Here is a 15,290-nt window from a genome sequence, read left to right on the forward strand (position 1 = left end):
GTTGGGGCCGTTACCGAGGACCGCACGAATGCGAGTGATCGACCTGTCGGCGACGATCGCGCCGACGCATCCCGAAGCGTTGCCGTTCGAAAAGGTGGAGATCCGCTACACCTCGCACCTCGAGGGGGCCGCCCAGGTGGAGGCCCTCTTGAAGGTGCCGCCGGAACTGCTCCGCGACCGCGAAGGGTGGGCCATCGAGACCTTCTCGACCCTCGGGACCCACAGCGTCACCCACGTCGACGCCCCTCGGCACTACAACAGCACGATCCAGGGCAAGGCGGCCGAGGCCATCGACGAGCTCCCGCTCGAATGGTTCTTCAACGACGGCGTCGTGCTCGACATGACCTACAAGGCCGACGGCGAGAAGGTCGAGGCCGAGGAGGTCCAGGAGGCCCTGGCGACGGTCGGTTACACGCTCAAGCCGTTCGACATCGTCCTGATGCGAACGGGCCGGGACGCCTTCTACGGCCATCCCGATTATCTCTGGCGGGGCTGTGCGATCACCCCGGGCGCGACCCGTTGGCTCTTCGACCAGGGCATCCGCGTCATGGGGATTGATGCCTGGGGCTGGGACGGTCCCCTCGATCGCCAGGCCGCCGAGGCCTTGGCCCGTCAGCAGCCGGGGATCTTCTGGGCCGCCCACCAGGCCGACCTCCCCTATTCGCAGATCGAACGCCTCGTCAACCTCGGCGCCTTGCCCCCCTTCGGATTCAAGGTCGCCTGCTTCCCCCTCAAGATCCGAGGCGGCAGCGCCGGACCCACACGGGCCGTCGCGATTTTGCCGGATTGATCGAGGCATCGCAGGCGGTCCAAGGGGGGAGGATTCACCACAAACTCACAGAGGACACGAAGAGTATTCAAAAATAGGATTGTTTGATTCTTGTATTTTCCCTTCGTGCTCCGTGTGCCTTTGTGGTGAATCCTCCCCGCCTCCCGAATTGCAAGCCGCCCGCCGACGACTCTCCGGTCTACCGTTCCCCGGTCGGGCGTTCCGGCTTCGACGACGGCTCGTTGTCGCCCGTCGCTTTCTCCGCCCGCCGACGGAAAAGCCTGAGGTTCTCTCCACGGTCGAAGTCCGTGGGCCGTGTCTGTTCCAGCCTCTTCGGCCCGAGGAGGATCAGCGTGTCCTCTTCGACTCGGTAAATCTCGGGGATGCCGTCGGGATGATCGTCGTCTCCGACCGTTGATCCGAGCGCTTGGAACGTGATGTGCGAAGGATCCTGGCTCGGATCGACGAAGAGCAGTTGGTTGGGTTTGGGATCGGTCTTGCCGGGATCCTTGTCGGTCCAGGTGCAGACGAAGGGGGCATCGAAGCCGAGCCCCTTGGCCAGGGCAGGGTCGGCGGAGAGGACTTTGATGACGACGACCCGTCCTCGTGGCCCCTGGATTGCTTCCCAGGTCCCCAACAATGGGGCGAGCCGCTCGAGAGATTTCCTCGAGTTCTCCTCCGCGAGTCCCGACGCCGGGGGAGGAGCACTGCCGACAGCCCGAGCTGCCGGCCAACTCGCATAGAGAATGGCGGCACCGAGGGGTACAAGGGCGGCAACCGCGGCGCTCCGGATGGTTTGTCTGAACATTTCTCTGAAACCCTTTCGTGTGAGTGCGACAACCGAATCTGGGACCATGCCGAATACGGCCTGGCCGGTGGCGATTTTCGTCGCGGACCGGCAGATGGCATTGGTGACGACTTCCGACACGGCCGCGTTTGCCGATCCCTCCACGACCATCGCCGCCGAAGCGACCGAGGGGGCTAGACCTCGTCGTATGAGGTGGCCGCGAAGTCGTTCTCGCCCACGCGCCAGACGACTGCGGACGGTCCCTACGGGCCACCCCAGGTCGCACGCCGCCTGGTCGATCGTCAGGCCGTCGAAGTAGCAAAGGACCAGGGGTTTGCGGAATCGTTCCGGGAGGCGGACCATTTCCTGGTGGAGGATCCCCTTCCAGTCGTCCGAGGCGGATTCCGCATACGACGGGTCGTTCCTGGCGGCTTGACCCTCGTGCTTCTTCCGTCGCGCCGCCGCCGACCGGGCGTCCTTGGCGACGCGATAGGCCACGGCGTAGAGCCAAGGCGCCAGCGAGTCTCTCACCCGGAGGCCCCGGGCTTTGTGCGCCAGCAGCAGGAACGTGGCCTGGAAGCTGTCCTCCGCCGCGTGTCCGTCGCGGAGCAAATCCCGGCAGACGCGGAGGACCATCGGACCATGCCTCGCCACGAGCGCCGCGAACGCAGGCTCCGCCGAATCCGCGTCCCCGTTCCCAAATCGCTCGATCAGTTCGGCATCGGTCAACGAGACGAAGGTCCCATGGGCGAATAGGGTGCAGACATCCCGGAGTGAACCGCCGTTTCGACACTTCGCCATGGGCCCCGACCCTCGCGACCGTATTCGTTTTCCATAGAGATATGGAACGGGGGCCGCGGGCTTATCCCGGATTCTCGAAGACGTGGCCCGGCGTCGGGGATCCGATTTCCGTCGCCGTAATCACACTTGTTTTTGTAGTTCGGAAGTGTTCGTTTGATTAAATAATTCGACCCGGTCCCGATATTTGGGGCTGGCGAAATGCAACTGGAGGATCCCCCGCGAGGCGTCGGCGACCTTCACGCGAACGGGTTTGGTTCGCTCATAGGCGATGGTCGCACCGACGATGGGTGCCAGCCCGCACAAGACGACGAAGAGAATCCAGAAGATGTCCCAGTCCGGGCAGAGGGTGAGCAGCACGAGGGCCCCGATCGTGAGCGTCAACCCGGCAAGGAAGAGGCTCGCTCGCCACTTGCGGCGCCTCAACGATCGGGTGCAATCCTCACACAGGGTGATCCCAAGTTCCACGCCCGGGAAAAGGGGTTTGACCTCGGGATCTTGGAGTGGGGCGGGCTGAAGGCATTCGCAGCAGATCGGCGGCATCTCGTGACGGCCGACCTGGAAGACGATCGTATCCGAGCCCTTCTCCGTAGGCTCCGGATTCGGAGTGGCAGGCTCGAGTTGACCCGTCACCGGGTTCGCCATCAAGGGTATCGGAGAACCGATGGGGACGATCGGGGCCAGCGGATAATCCCGGTTCGGTTGGATTCGGCTCCTGAGCCATCGTCGGCCCAGAAGGATCAGGATGGCGAAGGTTGCGGAGAGAGAAAGTCCGAAGCTCATGACGGTCGACGAGGCGCCCGGGTCGGCGCCGGGTCCTCGCGACAAGAACCATGCGATGACAAGCGACGTCGATGCCCCGATCAAGCCGCATGATGCCGAGGCGACGGACCACCCTCGGTAGCGTCCCCGCCGGTATCCCGCGACCATGCTTTCGTTGATCCAGCCACATTTGGGACAGGGTACGAGCTCGTCTTCCTCTTCGAGACGTCTGGCCAGATCTTGCTGCGCCAAGACCTCGGCCTTTCGTGTCGCCCGTTCGCGACCAATCTCGTAGAGCGTGCTCGTGGTCCCGGTGCCGACGCGAGCCAGTTCGTAACAATACGCACACCCGCATTGGTGGCAGGTTATGTCGATAAGCCGAGCCCCGGCAGTCGATGATTCGTATCGCTGAATGTAGATAAAAACCATTTCGAGACCTTGATCCGGCGTATTGTTCGTATCATTGGTCGAACAACGTCGAGTTTCCGCCGGTCTCTGCTTGATCGCAAGGCACGTCTTTAGATTTCTCTCAAGGCCCGGAGACGATCTCGAGGAAGTTCTTGCCGGCCGTGCTGAAACTCCCCTCCGTGTCGACATCTTGCCGCAGGAGGTTGTTCTTGGTGTCGAGGGAGCCGATCTTGCGGTCGGGGTCGGTCGTGAGGGTGAAGATGCCCATGTACTCGCACGTCTTGGGCCGGTTGTCCCCCGGGATGCCGCCGGTGTACTCGAGGAGGGAGCCGCCGCCCCAGGGGTCGATGTACATGAAGCTGGTCGCCCCGTGGTCGCAGCCGACGATGAGGACGGTGTGGCCGCCGGGCCAGTAGGCGTAGAGGCTGCCCGAGATCACGGTCATGTTGACAGGGTTGTCCAGGACCCCGACCCTCACGGGGGTCCCCTTGGCGAGGATCCCCTGGATCTTCTGGCAGGCCTTCCGGAGCGTCTCGGGCTTGTACTTCACGTCGCTGCGACTGGTCGCCTTCCGCGAGAGGGGCTGGTGGTAGGGGTGCTCGTAGTCGATGGGGCTCATCGACCCGAAGAGCTCCGTCCCCCGCTTCTTCGCCACGATGCCGCAGGCCATGTTGCCGTACTTCGGGTCCTTGTTGGCCTCGGAGCCCTGCTCGAAGATGTTGGTTGCGCTGTTGTGGAGCATCTGCACGACGTCCCGGATCTTGACCGGGTCGCCCTCGTTGCAGACCTTGGCGATCAGGTCGATCTCCATGCCGTCGTGGTTCTCGAACTTGCCGATGACGACCGTGAGCGGATTGTGGGAGGGCCTGCCGTCGTCGAGGACCGTCGAGAGTTTCACGGTCCCGGCGGACTTGGCCTTCAACGTGAACGTCATAATGGTGTCGGTCGCGCTCACGACCGCGATCTCGATCGACGCGACATTCCCCGAACAGTGGATCGACTTTCGCGAGGGGCTGCTGATCCCGGTCAGTTGGAGCGTGACCTGGACCCCAATCGGGAGCTCGAGCTTCTGGAGATTCGAGTCGTCGTCGACGGCGAAGTCGCTGCCGTCCGGGAGCGTGAATTTGGCCATGACGTCCTCATCTTGGTCGGATCGAGCCTTACCGCAGTGGCTCGAAGGGGGGAAGCCGGGGACTCGTGGACTTGGGGCGAGCTCCAAATCAGCTTTGGAAAGCTATGAATCTGTTACGAAATCTGATTCATTCTTGAAAAACAGGCGTCTGGCTCCCTCGACATCGGTGACCCCTCTCGAGGAGTTGTCGTCGTGGATCTGCAAGGAAACCTGGGTTTGAAGAAAGCTTGAGAGTTGCACTGCAAAGGCACGAAGACACAAACGGTCCCGGGTGAACGCCTGAGAGGGATCCATTCCTTCCGGATTCTGTCCTTTGTGTCTCGGTGCCTTTGTGGTGAAAAGAATCCTCGGCTCAGGGCTCGTTGGAGACCGGCGAGGAGTGCCAAGAGTCCGGTTTCGAGGCAGGCTCTCAGCCCTGAAGGGTCACCTGATTCATGATCGCGTCGATCCAATCCTTGCGAGTGTAGACCACGATGTGATACTCGTGCCCGTCCTTGGTCGTGACGGCGATCGAGTTCGGGACGATCGGGAAGAGGTTCAGGAGCTTGGTCCAGCACTCTTTCACGTCGGTAATCGTCGGCAGCGGGATGACGGTCTTCCCGGATTGGATGTTGAACGGGTGCGATTCGAAGATGAGTCGTCGGTCGGTGAGGGCCAGGCGCCCTCCCACGGCCTCCCAGCCGCGCTGGAGGTTGGCGAACCCGGTTTTCTGGATGGTCTCGTCGGGCAGTAAAGCCGTCTCCATCGGGATGTCTCCTGAATGAAGTCGCCGAATCGATCGATCGTCGGATCGTCGCGGGAGGCCGAGATCGGCGCCCCTTCCAATGGTGTATCAACAACACCATCCGGGAACGGACACAACTCTTCGATTTCTTCAGGCGAAGGCACGGGGTACCGGCCGGGGAGGTGGGGTTATTGGCCCGGCGGGTGATCGGAGCGCGGCAGGTCCCTGGCGAACATCCGCACCGCCCGGGCTTTTGATAGGTGCTTGGTGGTGACGGCGATCGCGAGCATCTCGACTTCCGAGGCCGAGCGGAGGATCGAATCTCCGGTCGTCCCTCGCGCATACAGCGGCGCGAGGTTGCTGATCACGGCGAGCATTTGCGTGCAGTACAAAAGGTAGGTCTCGTCGATGGCGAGATTCGTCGGCGTCGCCCCGAGGCGGGACCGGTAGAGGTCGGGCGTGTAATAGAGCTGCGTCACGTCGATGACGTGGATGAACTCGCGCAGTTCCTCGATGAAGGCAAGGGCCTCCTTGCGCTTGATGCGGGCCTCCAGGGTGAGGCAGAACCAGAGGGCCCCCGCCAGGAAGAGCAGGAGGTTGGTCCCGGAATTGATCACCGCGACGAGCTCGCCGATCGTCCCGACCGACCACCTTGCGTGGACATGGGTTGCGAGGAGCCAGATTGCGAGCACGCTCACCGTGACGGCCAAGGCCGAGAGGGCCCTGACGGCGACGATCGGCTCGCGGGCCCGTCTCCCTCGCACGTCGGTCGCGATCGCGAGATCGGCCAACTCCTGGGCGAGGCCGGCCAGGCTACTCCCCGGCAGGCGGGCGCCGATGTCGTCCGACAGATTTTTCGCGGTCTCGATGATCCTGGGAGCATCCAGCCGATGTTTCGGCTTCTCCCTGGGACCGCGTCGTAACAATGACGGCTTGGGCATCGTGCGTCGGCCTCTCGCTTCGGCTGGGCCCGCCCCCCGGACGTCGCCATCCCCGCGTCGGAGTCATTCGGATTCGACCGGGGCGATGAACACGTCTTTCCTTGGGAATTTCTCGAAGAGAGAGGCCGGCTTGCCGAAATTCGTGGCCAGCACGTCGACGGGGTTCCCGGCGATCCATTCCGACAGGTCGATCTTCGAGTAGACCCCCGTGTTGAACCCGATGAGGATTCGGCACGGCTCGTCGCCGACGTTCTCGATCGAGTGCCCGTAGCCTTGAGGGATATAGCCGACGCCCCCCTTGGAGAGGGTCTCGGTCCGGAAGCGGCCGTGCGAGCCGAACATGGTCACTTGGACGTCGCCCTCGATGACATAGTGCCACTCGTCGGCCGTGGGGTGCCAGTGCAGCTCGCGGAGCCCGCCCGGTTCCAGGTCGAGGACCACACCGGTGATCGTCTCGGAGATCGGGAACGTCGTGGAGTCGACACGCCACTCGCGGCCCCCCTTGAACACGCCGTGCGGCGGGCGCTTGAGCAGTTCGTACTTATGGGTGAGCGCGGGCGTCTTCCATCCCTGGAGGGGCTTCGCGGGCTCCTCGGGGGGGAGCGATCCCTTGGCGAAGTAGACCTCCTCCTTGGGGAAGCCGTCGAAGGCCGACTCCGGCAGGTCGAAATTCTTCGCGAGGAGCGCCTTGGGCACGTGGCCGATCCAGTCGGAGATGCTGAACGTGCCGAACTCGGAGAAATACCCGTTGTCGAAGATGAGGATGAAGCGGCAAGGCGTGTCGCCGAGGCATTCGAGCATGTGGCCATGCCCTCGGGGGAAGTACCAGACGTCACCCGGCTCGAAGTCGTTCGTCTCGGCACCTCCCTGCGGGTCGATGACGGTGGTCCGGACCCTCCCCTCGACGACGAAGGCCCACTCGGCGGCGGTGGCGTGCCAGTGGAGCTCGCGCATCGTCCCAGGCTCGATCTTCATCGAGACCCCGGCGATCCCCTTGGAGATCGGGAGCTGCTCGACGGTGGCTTCCTTCCCGTAGCTCGCCCCGATGACCTTCCCGGTCGACTTCTCGAGCTCGAACTTGAAGGTCGGCAGCTCCGTCCCGGCGAGCGCCGGGTCGGGGGTGTTGTTCATGAAGCTAGGGTCGCCGGCCCCGGCCGGGCTCGAGGCCATGGTTGCGGCGGTCGCGGCCCCCGCAACGCTGATAAATTGCCGCCTCTGCATGAATTCAATCTCCTGAGGTTGGGGGGTAAGCCTCTCGAGCCCGGCCGAGGTTCCGGACCCGCGCCCCACGGACGTGGTAGGCCCTTCGGCGACGAATCTGGGGTGTCACTCCACCGTGGGGATTCCGGGGTGGTCCGCGGGTCGAGGGCCGGGGGCGGGCCAGAAGAACCGACGGTCCTGCTCGACGATCGCGACGTCGTTGATGCTGGCCTCCCGGCGCCTCATCAGCCCGCGCTCGTCGAATTCCCAGAGCTCGTTTCCGTAGCTCCGGAACCATTGGCCCGCCGCGTCGTGCCACTCGTACTGGAATCGCACCGCGATGCGGTCGTCGCCGAAGGCCCACAGGTCCTTGACGAGCCGATACTCGAGCTCGCGTTCCCACTTCCCGGCGAGGAATCGTCGGATCGCGTCGCGGCCCGTGACGAACTCGCTGCGGTTCCGCCACACCGAGTCTTCGGAGTAGACCAGGCTCACCCGTTCGGGGTTTCGCGAGTTCCAGCCGTCCTCGGCCTGCCGGACCTTGAGCCTGGCCGTCTCGACGGTGAACGGTGGGGCGATGATCGCCGCCGGGGTCGGTTGGTTCGTTGGCATCGTTCGATCCTTCGGGAAAGGGGCCAGGAATTCGGATCAACGGCCGTCCACGACGGACTTCGCAGCCCCCTGGGCGAGCCTCGCGGACAAGTAATCAGAGGCTGAAGACCGTCCGCAGATGACACGGAGTGACACAAATAAGATTATAAATAAAAATGATCATGTGGGAAAGTTTTGGTCGTCTGCGGATAGTCTTCCTAGCTCTGAGCGGAACAGGTTTGCGAAGTAAAGCGTGACCAGGGCGATCCCTGCTCCCCACCACATCAGGGCCGCGCCGAGCCCGTATCGAGCCGAGGCGGAATTGGTTGCGGTCAGGCTGAAGGAGGGGTCGATGGTCGACCGTAGCCAGTCCGGGTAGTTGCCCGCCAGGGCCGTGGCCACCAGGCCGAATAGGAACGCGGAGGACGAGAGGAACGCCGCAAGTCTTCGTCCTCGCCTCGTGAACGAGAAGACCCCCCATGCCCCGGCGAGTGATAGGGCGATGAAGGCGAGGCTCCACGGGCGCGAGGCGAGGTTGGCGAAGATCGAGGGGCGGATCCAGGCCGTCGCGGCCGTGGCGGCGACCCAAAGGGCGAGCGTCGTGAGCCAGGCGGGTCGGACCAGGGCGAGGCTACGTCCCAGGACCGGTCCGTCCGTCCTCCACGCCAGGTAGAGGGCGCCGTGCCCGGCCAGGGCGGTCAGAGTCAGGAGCGCGATGAGAATGGTGTACCAGTCGAGGATGCCCGGGTTGCTCCCCGGCATGAAGTTCGTGAACAGGGCCATGCCACGCAGGCCCTCCGCCCGCAGGGGGACGCCCCTGACGAGGTTGCCGATCGTCGCGCCGAAGACGGCCGCGAGAAGGGCCGAGGCGATCGAGAAGACCGTGTCCCAGAACTCGCGCCAGAGCGGGTTGTCCTGGTGTGAGCGATACTCGATCGCCACGCCTCGGAGGATCAGGAGCCAGAGCACGAGCATTAGGGCCAGGTAGAAGCCGCTGAACGCCGTGGCGTAGACCTTGGGGAACGCCATGAAGAGCACGCCGCCGGCGGCGATCAGCCAGACCTCGTTGCCGTCCCAGACCGGGCCGATCGCCGCCAGCGTCGTCCGGCGTTCGTCGTCGGTCCGCGCGACGATGCGGTGGAGGATCCCCACGCCGAAGTCGAAGCCGTCGAGCACGGCGTAGGCCGCGAGCATTCCCGAGACGATGGCGAACCAGGCCGCTTCCATGGAATGAGGTCCTGATTGGACTTGTGAGTCGCCGGACCTGGCCCGGCGACGTTGGGACGGTTCGATGGTCCGATCGGACGGTGAGAGACAGCATCGACGGTCTCGAAGGCCGTCAGGCGGTCGCATGCGAGGCGACCGGCCCCCGATCGATCTGCTTGAGGATCTGCACGACGAAGAGGGCCCCCAGCAGGAGGTACAGGCCCGCGAAGCCGAGCAAGGTAAAGACGACGTCGCCCTGGTTGACCAGGTCGGAATGGGCCTGATCGGTCCGCAAGAGCCCGTGGATAATCCAGGGCTGACGCCCCAACTCCGCGGTCCACCACCCGGCCGTGGTCGCGATGTAGGGGAACGGGAACGCCAGCATCAGGGCCCAGAGCATCGGCCGAGTCGTCGTCAGCCGCCCCTTGAATAGGAGGAAGGACGACAGTCCCATGAGGAGGATGAAGATCGTGCCGAGCCCCGCCATGATGTGGTAACTGTAATAGAGCAACTCCACATGGCTCGGCCACTGATCGGTCGGGTAGTCGTTCAGCCCGTGCACCGTGCTGCCGAACGAGCCGTAGGCCAGGAAGCTCAGGATCCACGGCACGACGATCGGGTTTTCCAACGCCCTCGCGGCGACGTCGGGCTGGCCGATGATCGCCAGGTCGGCTTTCGGCCCACCGTCGAAGAGGCCTTCCATCGCGGCGAGGGTCACCGGTTGGTGACGCGTCACCATCTTCCCGGCCCCGTCGCCGGTCGGGAAGGCGACCAGGATGCACGACGCCAGGCCGACCGTGACCCCCGCCCGCAAGCAGATCGCGGCGTGCCGCCCGTGCCGCCCGAGGAGCGTCCAGTAGGCCCCGACGGCGGCCACGACGAAGGACGCCGTGACGAGCGAGGCCGACATGTTGTGGGCGTACTGCCAAAGCGCCCAGGGATTGAGGAGGTACGCCGCGAAGCTCTCCATGTGGAGCACGCCGTCCTCGCCGAGCCGGTACCCGACCGGGTGCTGCATGAAGGCGTTGGCCACGATGATGAAGTAGCCCGAGAGCCACGAGCCCAGGGCCAGTGCGACCGTCACCGCGAGGTGCTTCCGGGGGCCGAGTCGCCGCTCTCCGTACAGGAAGAGCCCGAGGAACGTCGACTCCAGGAAGAAGGCGAAGACCCCCTCCATCGCCAGGGCCTGGCCCACCACCTCGCCCGAGAACCGCGAGAACCGCGACCAGTTCGTGCCGAACTGGAATTCCATCGGGATCCCGGTCACCACCCCCATCGCGAAGTTGATGGCAAAGATCCGCGCCCAGAACCGGGCGACCTCGTCGTACGACCCGTCTCGGGTCCGCAACGCCAAGGCCTTGAACGCCACCAGGAAGAGGGCCAGCCCCATCGTGAGCTGCGGGAACAAATAGTGGTAGGTGATCGTGAAGGCGAACTGGATTCGGTGCCAGGGCAGGCCGTCGCTCATCGTCGCTCCTCCGCGCGGGATTTGTGACCCCTTCTTGCAGATCCCCACCGAGGCCTAACCCGAAGAGTGAATTGATTCACAGCAAATTCAAATAAGTAAAAAAGCAAGCATTAAGGCCGGTCCGAGGAGGATTGGTTGATTCAGGCTCCTCCCCTTTGTGTCCTCTGTGCCTTTGCGATGAAATCCTCGCGCGGTGAGAATTCGGTGAGGATTCGCGAGTCGTGTCGGATTTGTCGCTCAGCAGGCGAGTGCAGGGTTCGGGAACGCGTGGGCGTCGTCGGCCTCCTCGCCAGGCGGGCGGTCGATGCAGGCGAAGTCCTTCTCGAGGAGCACTCGGACGACACCCTCGTCCATGTCCTGCCGGTGGTCGAAGCCCACGCGGTCTCCCTCGAGCCACTCCGCGGCGTCATCGGGATCGAGCCGGATCGTGAGTCGGCCGTCGGAGTAACTGGCGGTCGGGCGCTCGCGGGGTGCGGCCCCCGTCTCGATGGAGTCGGAGAAGGCCAGGCTGGGGCCGAACCGCAAGGCGTCGTCGACCCGGCCGGCGTCCACGAGTTGTTCGAGGTCGCGACGGTCCAGCCGGACGCGGATCGAGTTCCCCTTGAGCCGCAGCTTCATGGCAGACTCCTAGGCGATCGGGGCCGGTCGGAGCGTCGGACTTCGGCGGTCCGCCCGATATCGATCCACCCGTCGCAATGATTAAGCGTAGGGCGGTGGACACAATTCCTTCGGGCGTCGCGCGGCCGCGTGACAGTGTGCCACCGCCCCGATAGAATCGGCCCTGAGATGGACGAGAACCGTACCACAATCGTGGTTCAGCGCTACCTCGACGAGCTGGCTGTCGCCCGAGGCGACACCGACGCCGGGGCCTTGGTCTCGGCGCTCCTCGGGCGATCGGCCCGTCGGCTTGAAATCTTGTGCAACAGTCTTCTGAATCGTAGCTACCCCCGGCTGGTGCGGCCGCCGCTCGGGCTTGATGCCGGGGACTTGCTCGGTGCCGTCGTCGAGCGACTCCTCAAGGCGCTCCAGGAGATCCGGCCGGGCACCGTGAGGAGCTTCTTCGCCCTGGCCGGCCGGCACATGCGTTGGGAGCTGAATGACCTGGCCCGCCGCTTAGATTCACGAGAGATCCCCGTCGATGTCCACGCGATCGACGTGGCGGCGCCGGAGAGCAGCGGTTCGGCGTTGGGCCAGGACGCCAGACGGATGCTCGACGCCATCGAGGCGCTCCCCGGCGACGAACGCGAGGTCCTCGACCTGGTCCGGATCCACGGCATGACCCACGAGGAGGCGGCGGAGGTGCTCGACGTGTCGACCAAGACCGTCCAGCGGCGATTGAATCGCGCCTTGCACATCCTCGCGGAGAACCTGGCCGACCTCCGACCGAACCCTCCCGCTGCCGGTGGGGTCCCTCAAGCGAAACGGCCCTCCGAGTCGGTTTGACGTCGAGACGAGCCCCCCGAGCATGCCCATCGATCCATTGGTGTGGAAACTCCTGGAGGATGTGGAGTCCGGGAAGACGCCCGAGGACGCCTGCGCGGATCATCCCGAGCTGTTGGCCGAGGTGCGGTCGCGTCGGGCGCGATTCGAGCGAGTGGTCGACGAGCTCGACGCGCTCTTCCCCGAGCCGGGCGAATCCCCCGCCACGAGCCGTCACAAGGCGTTGCCCTCGACGCCCGTCATCCCCGGTCATGTCGTCGAATCCGTCCTCGGCCGGGGCGGGATGGGGGTCGTCTATAAGGCCCGCCACCTCCGGCTGAACCGCCTCGTCGCGGTCAAGATGATGCTCAGCGGCGGCTACGCGGGCCCTCCGGAACTGGCGAGGTTCTTCCGAGAGGCCGAGTCCTTGGCGGCGGTCGGGCATCCGAACATCGTCCAGATCCACGAGGTCGGCGACCTCGACGGCCTGCCGTACTTCACCATGGAGTACGTGGAAGGGCCGACCCTGGCCCGGCGGTTGGGCGGTGTCCCGCTCCCGGCGGTGGAGGCGGCTCCCTTGCTCGCGACCCTCGCCGACGCGGTGCAGGCCGCGCACGAGGTGGGGATCGTGCACCGGGACCTCAAGCCCGACAACATCCTGATCGCCCCCGACGGCACGCCCAAGGTCACCGACTTCGGCCTGGCCTGGAGGTTCGAGGGCGGAGCGGGACTCACCCGCACCGGCGTCCGGGTCGGCACGCCGAGCTACATGGCCCCGGAGCAGGCAACCGGCCGCCCCGACGGCTTTGGCCCCGCCACCGATGTCTATGCCCTCGGCGCGATCCTCTACGAGATGCTCACCGGCCGCCCGCCGTTCCGCGCCGCGACCGCCGTCGAGACCGAACGGCAGGTCGTCCAGGACGATCCCGTGCCGCCGTCGCGATTGAACTCGCGCGTGCCCCGGGACCTGCAAACCATCTGCCTGATGTGCCTGAATAAGGCCGTCCCGAAGCGTTATTCGACGGCGAAGGCCCTGGCGGAAGACCTGCGACGGTTCCAGCGCGGCGAGCCGATCGCCGCTCGGCCCGAGACCGGCTTGCAGCGACTGGCCCGGAGGATCAGACGTCGGCCTCGCTCCTCATTGGCAGCCGCGGCCGGTCTGTTGTTCGCGATGACCCTGGTCGCCGGCGGGCTCTGGCTGTTCTCCGAGCGAATGGCGACGGAACGCGACGCGGAGAAAGACCTCCGCGAGATGGCCCGGTCACTGGAACGATCCGCTTGGCCGGAGGCCCGTGCCGCGCTGGAGCGGGCGAGGGGCCGGTTGGGCGGGCGAGGCGCCCCGTCCCGCCTGCGACCGCTCTTGGTGCAGGGGGACCGCGAGCTGAAGCTCGTGTCCCGACTCGACGCCATCCGCCTGGATCGCGCCAGCACCGTCGGGGGGATCCTCTATGACTACCCATCCGTGCGGGAATACCGGGCGGCCTTCAAGGCGGCGGGATTCGGCTCGCCCGACGAGTCGCCCGAGGTCGTCGCGCCGCGCGTCGCGGCGTCGAGTATCAGGAAGGCCCTGATCGCCACGCTCGACGACTGGGCCCTCCATGCCGAAAACGGCCGCCAAGAGCAGGCCTGGGCCCTGGCGGTCGCCCGACGTGCCGACCACGACCCGACCGGCTGGCGCGACCGGGCACGCGACCCGGCGACGTGGAACGACAAGGCGAAGCTCGAACGATTGCTGGCGGAGGCGCCGGTCGCCGACGTGCCGGTTCCCTTGCTGTTGGCGCTCGAGAGGCACTGGAACGCGCTCGGTGAGAATTCGGTCCCGTTCCTGAAGCGGATCCTGCGGGACATCCCCGGCGACTTCTGGGTCAACCTCCGGACGGGGGACGTCCTGCGCGTGCGCGAGGACTTCGCCGATGCGGCCCGGTTCTACCAGGCGGCGATCGCCCTCCGTCCGGAAGCCGGCATCGCCTTCAGCGATCTCGGCATCATGTTGGACAGAACGGGGCATTCGGAGGAGGCCGTCGAGTTGTTCCGCCGGGCCCTGCAACTCGATCCGACCTCGGCCCCCTATCATCATAATCTTGCGGAATCGTTGTGGGCTCTTGGTCGTACGGAGGAGGCCGTCGCCCACGCCCGGCTGGCCGTTCGGTATTCCCCCGACGTCGCGGCCATGCATCGTATGCTCGGCCGATGTCTCTATTTCTACGGCCGGCACGAGGAGTCGCTCCTCGCATATCGGCGGGCCCTGGCCCTCGATCCGAACTTTACGGGAGCCCGGCTGGAATTGCGGGCGTACTTGATCTACCAACGGCAATACGAGGAGTCGATCGCCATCTGGAAGCCGGTCTTCGAGACCTCCCCCGGGAATCACGAGGACTGGTACGGCTACGCCGAGCTTTGCCTTTACCTCGGGCGGGAGGAGGAATACCGCCGCGCCCGGCGGGAGCTCCTCGCGAAATTCGCCGGAGTCGACGACCCGATCATCGCGGAGCGGACCGCTCGGGCCTGCCTGATCCTGCCCGATTCCGACGAAGGCCTTCGCGGGACCGTGGCCCTCGGCAAGCGAGCCTGGGAGGCGGATCGCCAGACGTATGCGCCGACCTTCCCCCACTTCCTGTTCCTCCAGGGGCTGGCGGAATATCGCGAGGGCCATTTCGCCCGCGCCTGCGAACTCATTCAAGGCGATGTCTTGAAGGTGCTCGGTCCCGCACCTCGCCTCGTTCTCGCCATGGCCATGCAAGGGGATGGACGCGTCGACGAGGCTCGGAAGACCTTGGCCGCGGCACTGGAGTCCCACGACTGGGGACCTTCCGCGGTGCGCGATCAGGATGATTGGATCGCTCATGTCCTCCGCCGAGAGGCCGAGAAACGGATCCTCCCCGCCTCTCCCGCCGATCCTGGCGGATAGCCGTGATGGTTTTGGTCTTTATAAAGGTTTATTCTAGAATGACACCTCTTCAACCTATGTTCCGCACATCCGCCCTTCATTTTCTCTGAATTTCTTTCGCCTGTACTCGCGATCGGTGCACTCAACGAAGACTCGCCGTGCCAGCCTTCGGCGGGCGCTGTCCCTATGGACCGTGGC

13 protein-coding genes are annotated in these 15,290 nt (G+C 65.1%); 3 read left to right on the top strand and 10 right to left on the bottom strand.

Translation table 11 applies throughout. The features are described from left to right. Positions 1 to 28 precede the first annotated feature (28 nt). Complete coding sequence (locus tag ACYOEI_RS30475) at positions 29 to 790, top strand: cyclase family protein (protein ID WP_462853458.1); 762 nt, start codon at positions 29 to 31, stop codon at positions 788 to 790. Positions 791 to 968: 178 nt separating this feature from the next. On the opposite strand, the gene ACYOEI_RS30480 is transcribed toward ACYOEI_RS30475, so the two are convergent. The 10 genes from ACYOEI_RS30480 to ACYOEI_RS30525 all read right to left on the bottom strand — a co-directional run bounded on the left by ACYOEI_RS30480 (position 969) and on the right by ACYOEI_RS30525 (position 11,404). Next, positions 969 to 2,357: an RNA polymerase sigma factor gene (locus ACYOEI_RS30480; protein WP_462853459.1), complete on the bottom strand. Its 1,389-nt coding sequence runs from the start codon at positions 2,355 to 2,357 to the stop codon at positions 969 to 971. 120 nt (positions 2,358 to 2,477) lie between these two features. After that, the gene (locus ACYOEI_RS30485; RefSeq protein ID WP_462853461.1) at positions 2,478 to 3,284 is read right to left on the bottom strand and encodes a hypothetical protein; all 807 of its coding nucleotides are present in this window, start codon (positions 3,282 to 3,284) and stop codon (positions 2,478 to 2,480) included. Positions 3,285 to 3,645: 361 nt separating this feature from the next. Then, complete coding sequence (locus ACYOEI_RS30490; RefSeq protein ID WP_462853462.1) at positions 3,646 to 4,656, bottom strand: hypothetical protein; 1,011 nt, start codon at positions 4,654 to 4,656, stop codon at positions 3,646 to 3,648. A 409-nt stretch (positions 4,657 to 5,065) separates the two neighbouring features. Next, positions 5,066 to 5,401, bottom strand: a complete 336-nt coding sequence (locus ACYOEI_RS30495) for a GRAM domain-containing protein (protein WP_462853464.1) — start codon at positions 5,399 to 5,401, stop codon at positions 5,066 to 5,068. Between the two features lie 167 nt (positions 5,402 to 5,568). After that, the gene (locus tag ACYOEI_RS30500; protein WP_462853466.1) at positions 5,569 to 6,321 is read right to left on the bottom strand and encodes a hypothetical protein; all 753 of its coding nucleotides are present in this window, start codon (positions 6,319 to 6,321) and stop codon (positions 5,569 to 5,571) included. A 63-nt stretch (positions 6,322 to 6,384) separates the two neighbouring features. Continuing rightward, entirely contained in the window at positions 6,385 to 7,542 is a 1,158-nt protein-coding gene (locus ACYOEI_RS30505) for a cupin domain-containing protein (RefSeq protein ID WP_462853467.1), read from the bottom strand. 105 nt (positions 7,543 to 7,647) lie between these two features. Continuing rightward, positions 7,648 to 8,133, bottom strand: coding sequence for a nuclear transport factor 2 family protein (locus ACYOEI_RS30510; protein WP_462853468.1), 486 nt, complete (start codon positions 8,131 to 8,133; stop codon positions 7,648 to 7,650). A gap of 159 nt (positions 8,134 to 8,292) precedes the next feature. Then, a complete protein-coding gene (cydB, locus tag ACYOEI_RS30515) occupies positions 8,293 to 9,339 on the bottom strand; it encodes a cytochrome d ubiquinol oxidase subunit II (protein ID WP_462853470.1) in 1,047 nt (348 codons plus the stop codon). A 112-nt stretch (positions 9,340 to 9,451) separates the two neighbouring features. Next, entirely contained in the window at positions 9,452 to 10,786 is a 1,335-nt protein-coding gene (locus tag ACYOEI_RS30520) for a cytochrome ubiquinol oxidase subunit I (RefSeq protein WP_462853471.1), read from the bottom strand. Positions 10,787 to 11,023: 237 nt separating this feature from the next. Next, positions 11,024 to 11,404 carry a DUF7009 family protein gene (locus ACYOEI_RS30525; protein WP_462853472.1) on the bottom strand — a complete coding sequence of 127 codons (381 nt, stop codon included), beginning with the start codon at positions 11,402 to 11,404 and terminating at the stop codon, positions 11,024 to 11,026. A gap of 168 nt (positions 11,405 to 11,572) precedes the next feature. Here ACYOEI_RS30525 and ACYOEI_RS30530 point away from each other — a divergent pair, with 168 nt between their 5' ends. Both ACYOEI_RS30530 and ACYOEI_RS30535 read left to right on the top strand, forming a co-directional pair. Further along, positions 11,573 to 12,229, top strand: coding sequence for a sigma-70 family RNA polymerase sigma factor (locus ACYOEI_RS30530; RefSeq protein ID WP_462853473.1), 657 nt, complete (start codon positions 11,573 to 11,575; stop codon positions 12,227 to 12,229). Between the two features lie 22 nt (positions 12,230 to 12,251). Next, positions 12,252 to 15,113 (top strand): protein kinase domain-containing protein, encoded by a 2,862-nt coding sequence (locus ACYOEI_RS30535; protein WP_462853474.1) that lies wholly within the window; start codon positions 12,252 to 12,254, stop codon positions 15,111 to 15,113. Positions 15,114 to 15,290: the final 177 nt, after the last annotated feature.

Source organism: Singulisphaera rosea, assembly GCF_054877945.1.

What these genes read in the sequence shown, in the direction of transcription:
- ACYOEI_RS30495 (WP_462853464.1), bottom strand. Translation starts at nt 5,401, where the DNA reads ATGGAGACGGCTTTACTGCCCGACGAGACCATCCAGAAAACCGGGTTC.
- ACYOEI_RS30505 (WP_462853467.1), bottom strand. Translation starts at nt 7,542, where the DNA reads ATGCAGAGGCGGCAATTTATCAGCGTTGCGGGGGCCGCGACCGCCGCA.
- ACYOEI_RS30520 (WP_462853471.1), bottom strand. Translation starts at nt 10,786, where the DNA reads ATGAGCGACGGCCTGCCCTGGCACCGAATCCAGTTCGCCTTCACGATC.
- ACYOEI_RS30525 (WP_462853472.1), bottom strand. Translation starts at nt 11,404, where the DNA reads ATGAAGCTGCGGCTCAAGGGGAACTCGATCCGCGTCCGGCTGGACCGT.
- ACYOEI_RS30535 (WP_462853474.1), top strand. Translation starts at nt 12,252, where the DNA reads ATGCCCATCGATCCATTGGTGTGGAAACTCCTGGAGGATGTGGAGTCC.
- ACYOEI_RS30475 (WP_462853458.1), top strand. Translation starts at nt 29, where the DNA reads ATGCGAGTGATCGACCTGTCGGCGACGATCGCGCCGACGCATCCCGAA.
- ACYOEI_RS30490 (WP_462853462.1), bottom strand. Translation starts at nt 4,656, where the DNA reads ATGGCCAAATTCACGCTCCCGGACGGCAGCGACTTCGCCGTCGACGAC.
- ACYOEI_RS30500 (WP_462853466.1), bottom strand. Translation starts at nt 6,321, where the DNA reads ATGCCCAAGCCGTCATTGTTACGACGCGGTCCCAGGGAGAAGCCGAAA.
- ACYOEI_RS30480 (WP_462853459.1), bottom strand. Translation starts at nt 2,357, where the DNA reads ATGGCGAAGTGTCGAAACGGCGGTTCACTCCGGGATGTCTGCACCCTA.
- ACYOEI_RS30510 (WP_462853468.1), bottom strand. Translation starts at nt 8,133, where the DNA reads ATGCCAACGAACCAACCGACCCCGGCGGCGATCATCGCCCCACCGTTC.
- ACYOEI_RS30485 (WP_462853461.1), bottom strand. Translation starts at nt 3,284, where the DNA reads ATGGTCGCGGGATACCGGCGGGGACGCTACCGAGGGTGGTCCGTCGCC.
- cydB (WP_462853470.1), bottom strand. Translation starts at nt 9,339, where the DNA reads ATGGAAGCGGCCTGGTTCGCCATCGTCTCGGGAATGCTCGCGGCCTAC.
- ACYOEI_RS30530 (WP_462853473.1), top strand. Translation starts at nt 11,573, where the DNA reads ATGGACGAGAACCGTACCACAATCGTGGTTCAGCGCTACCTCGACGAG.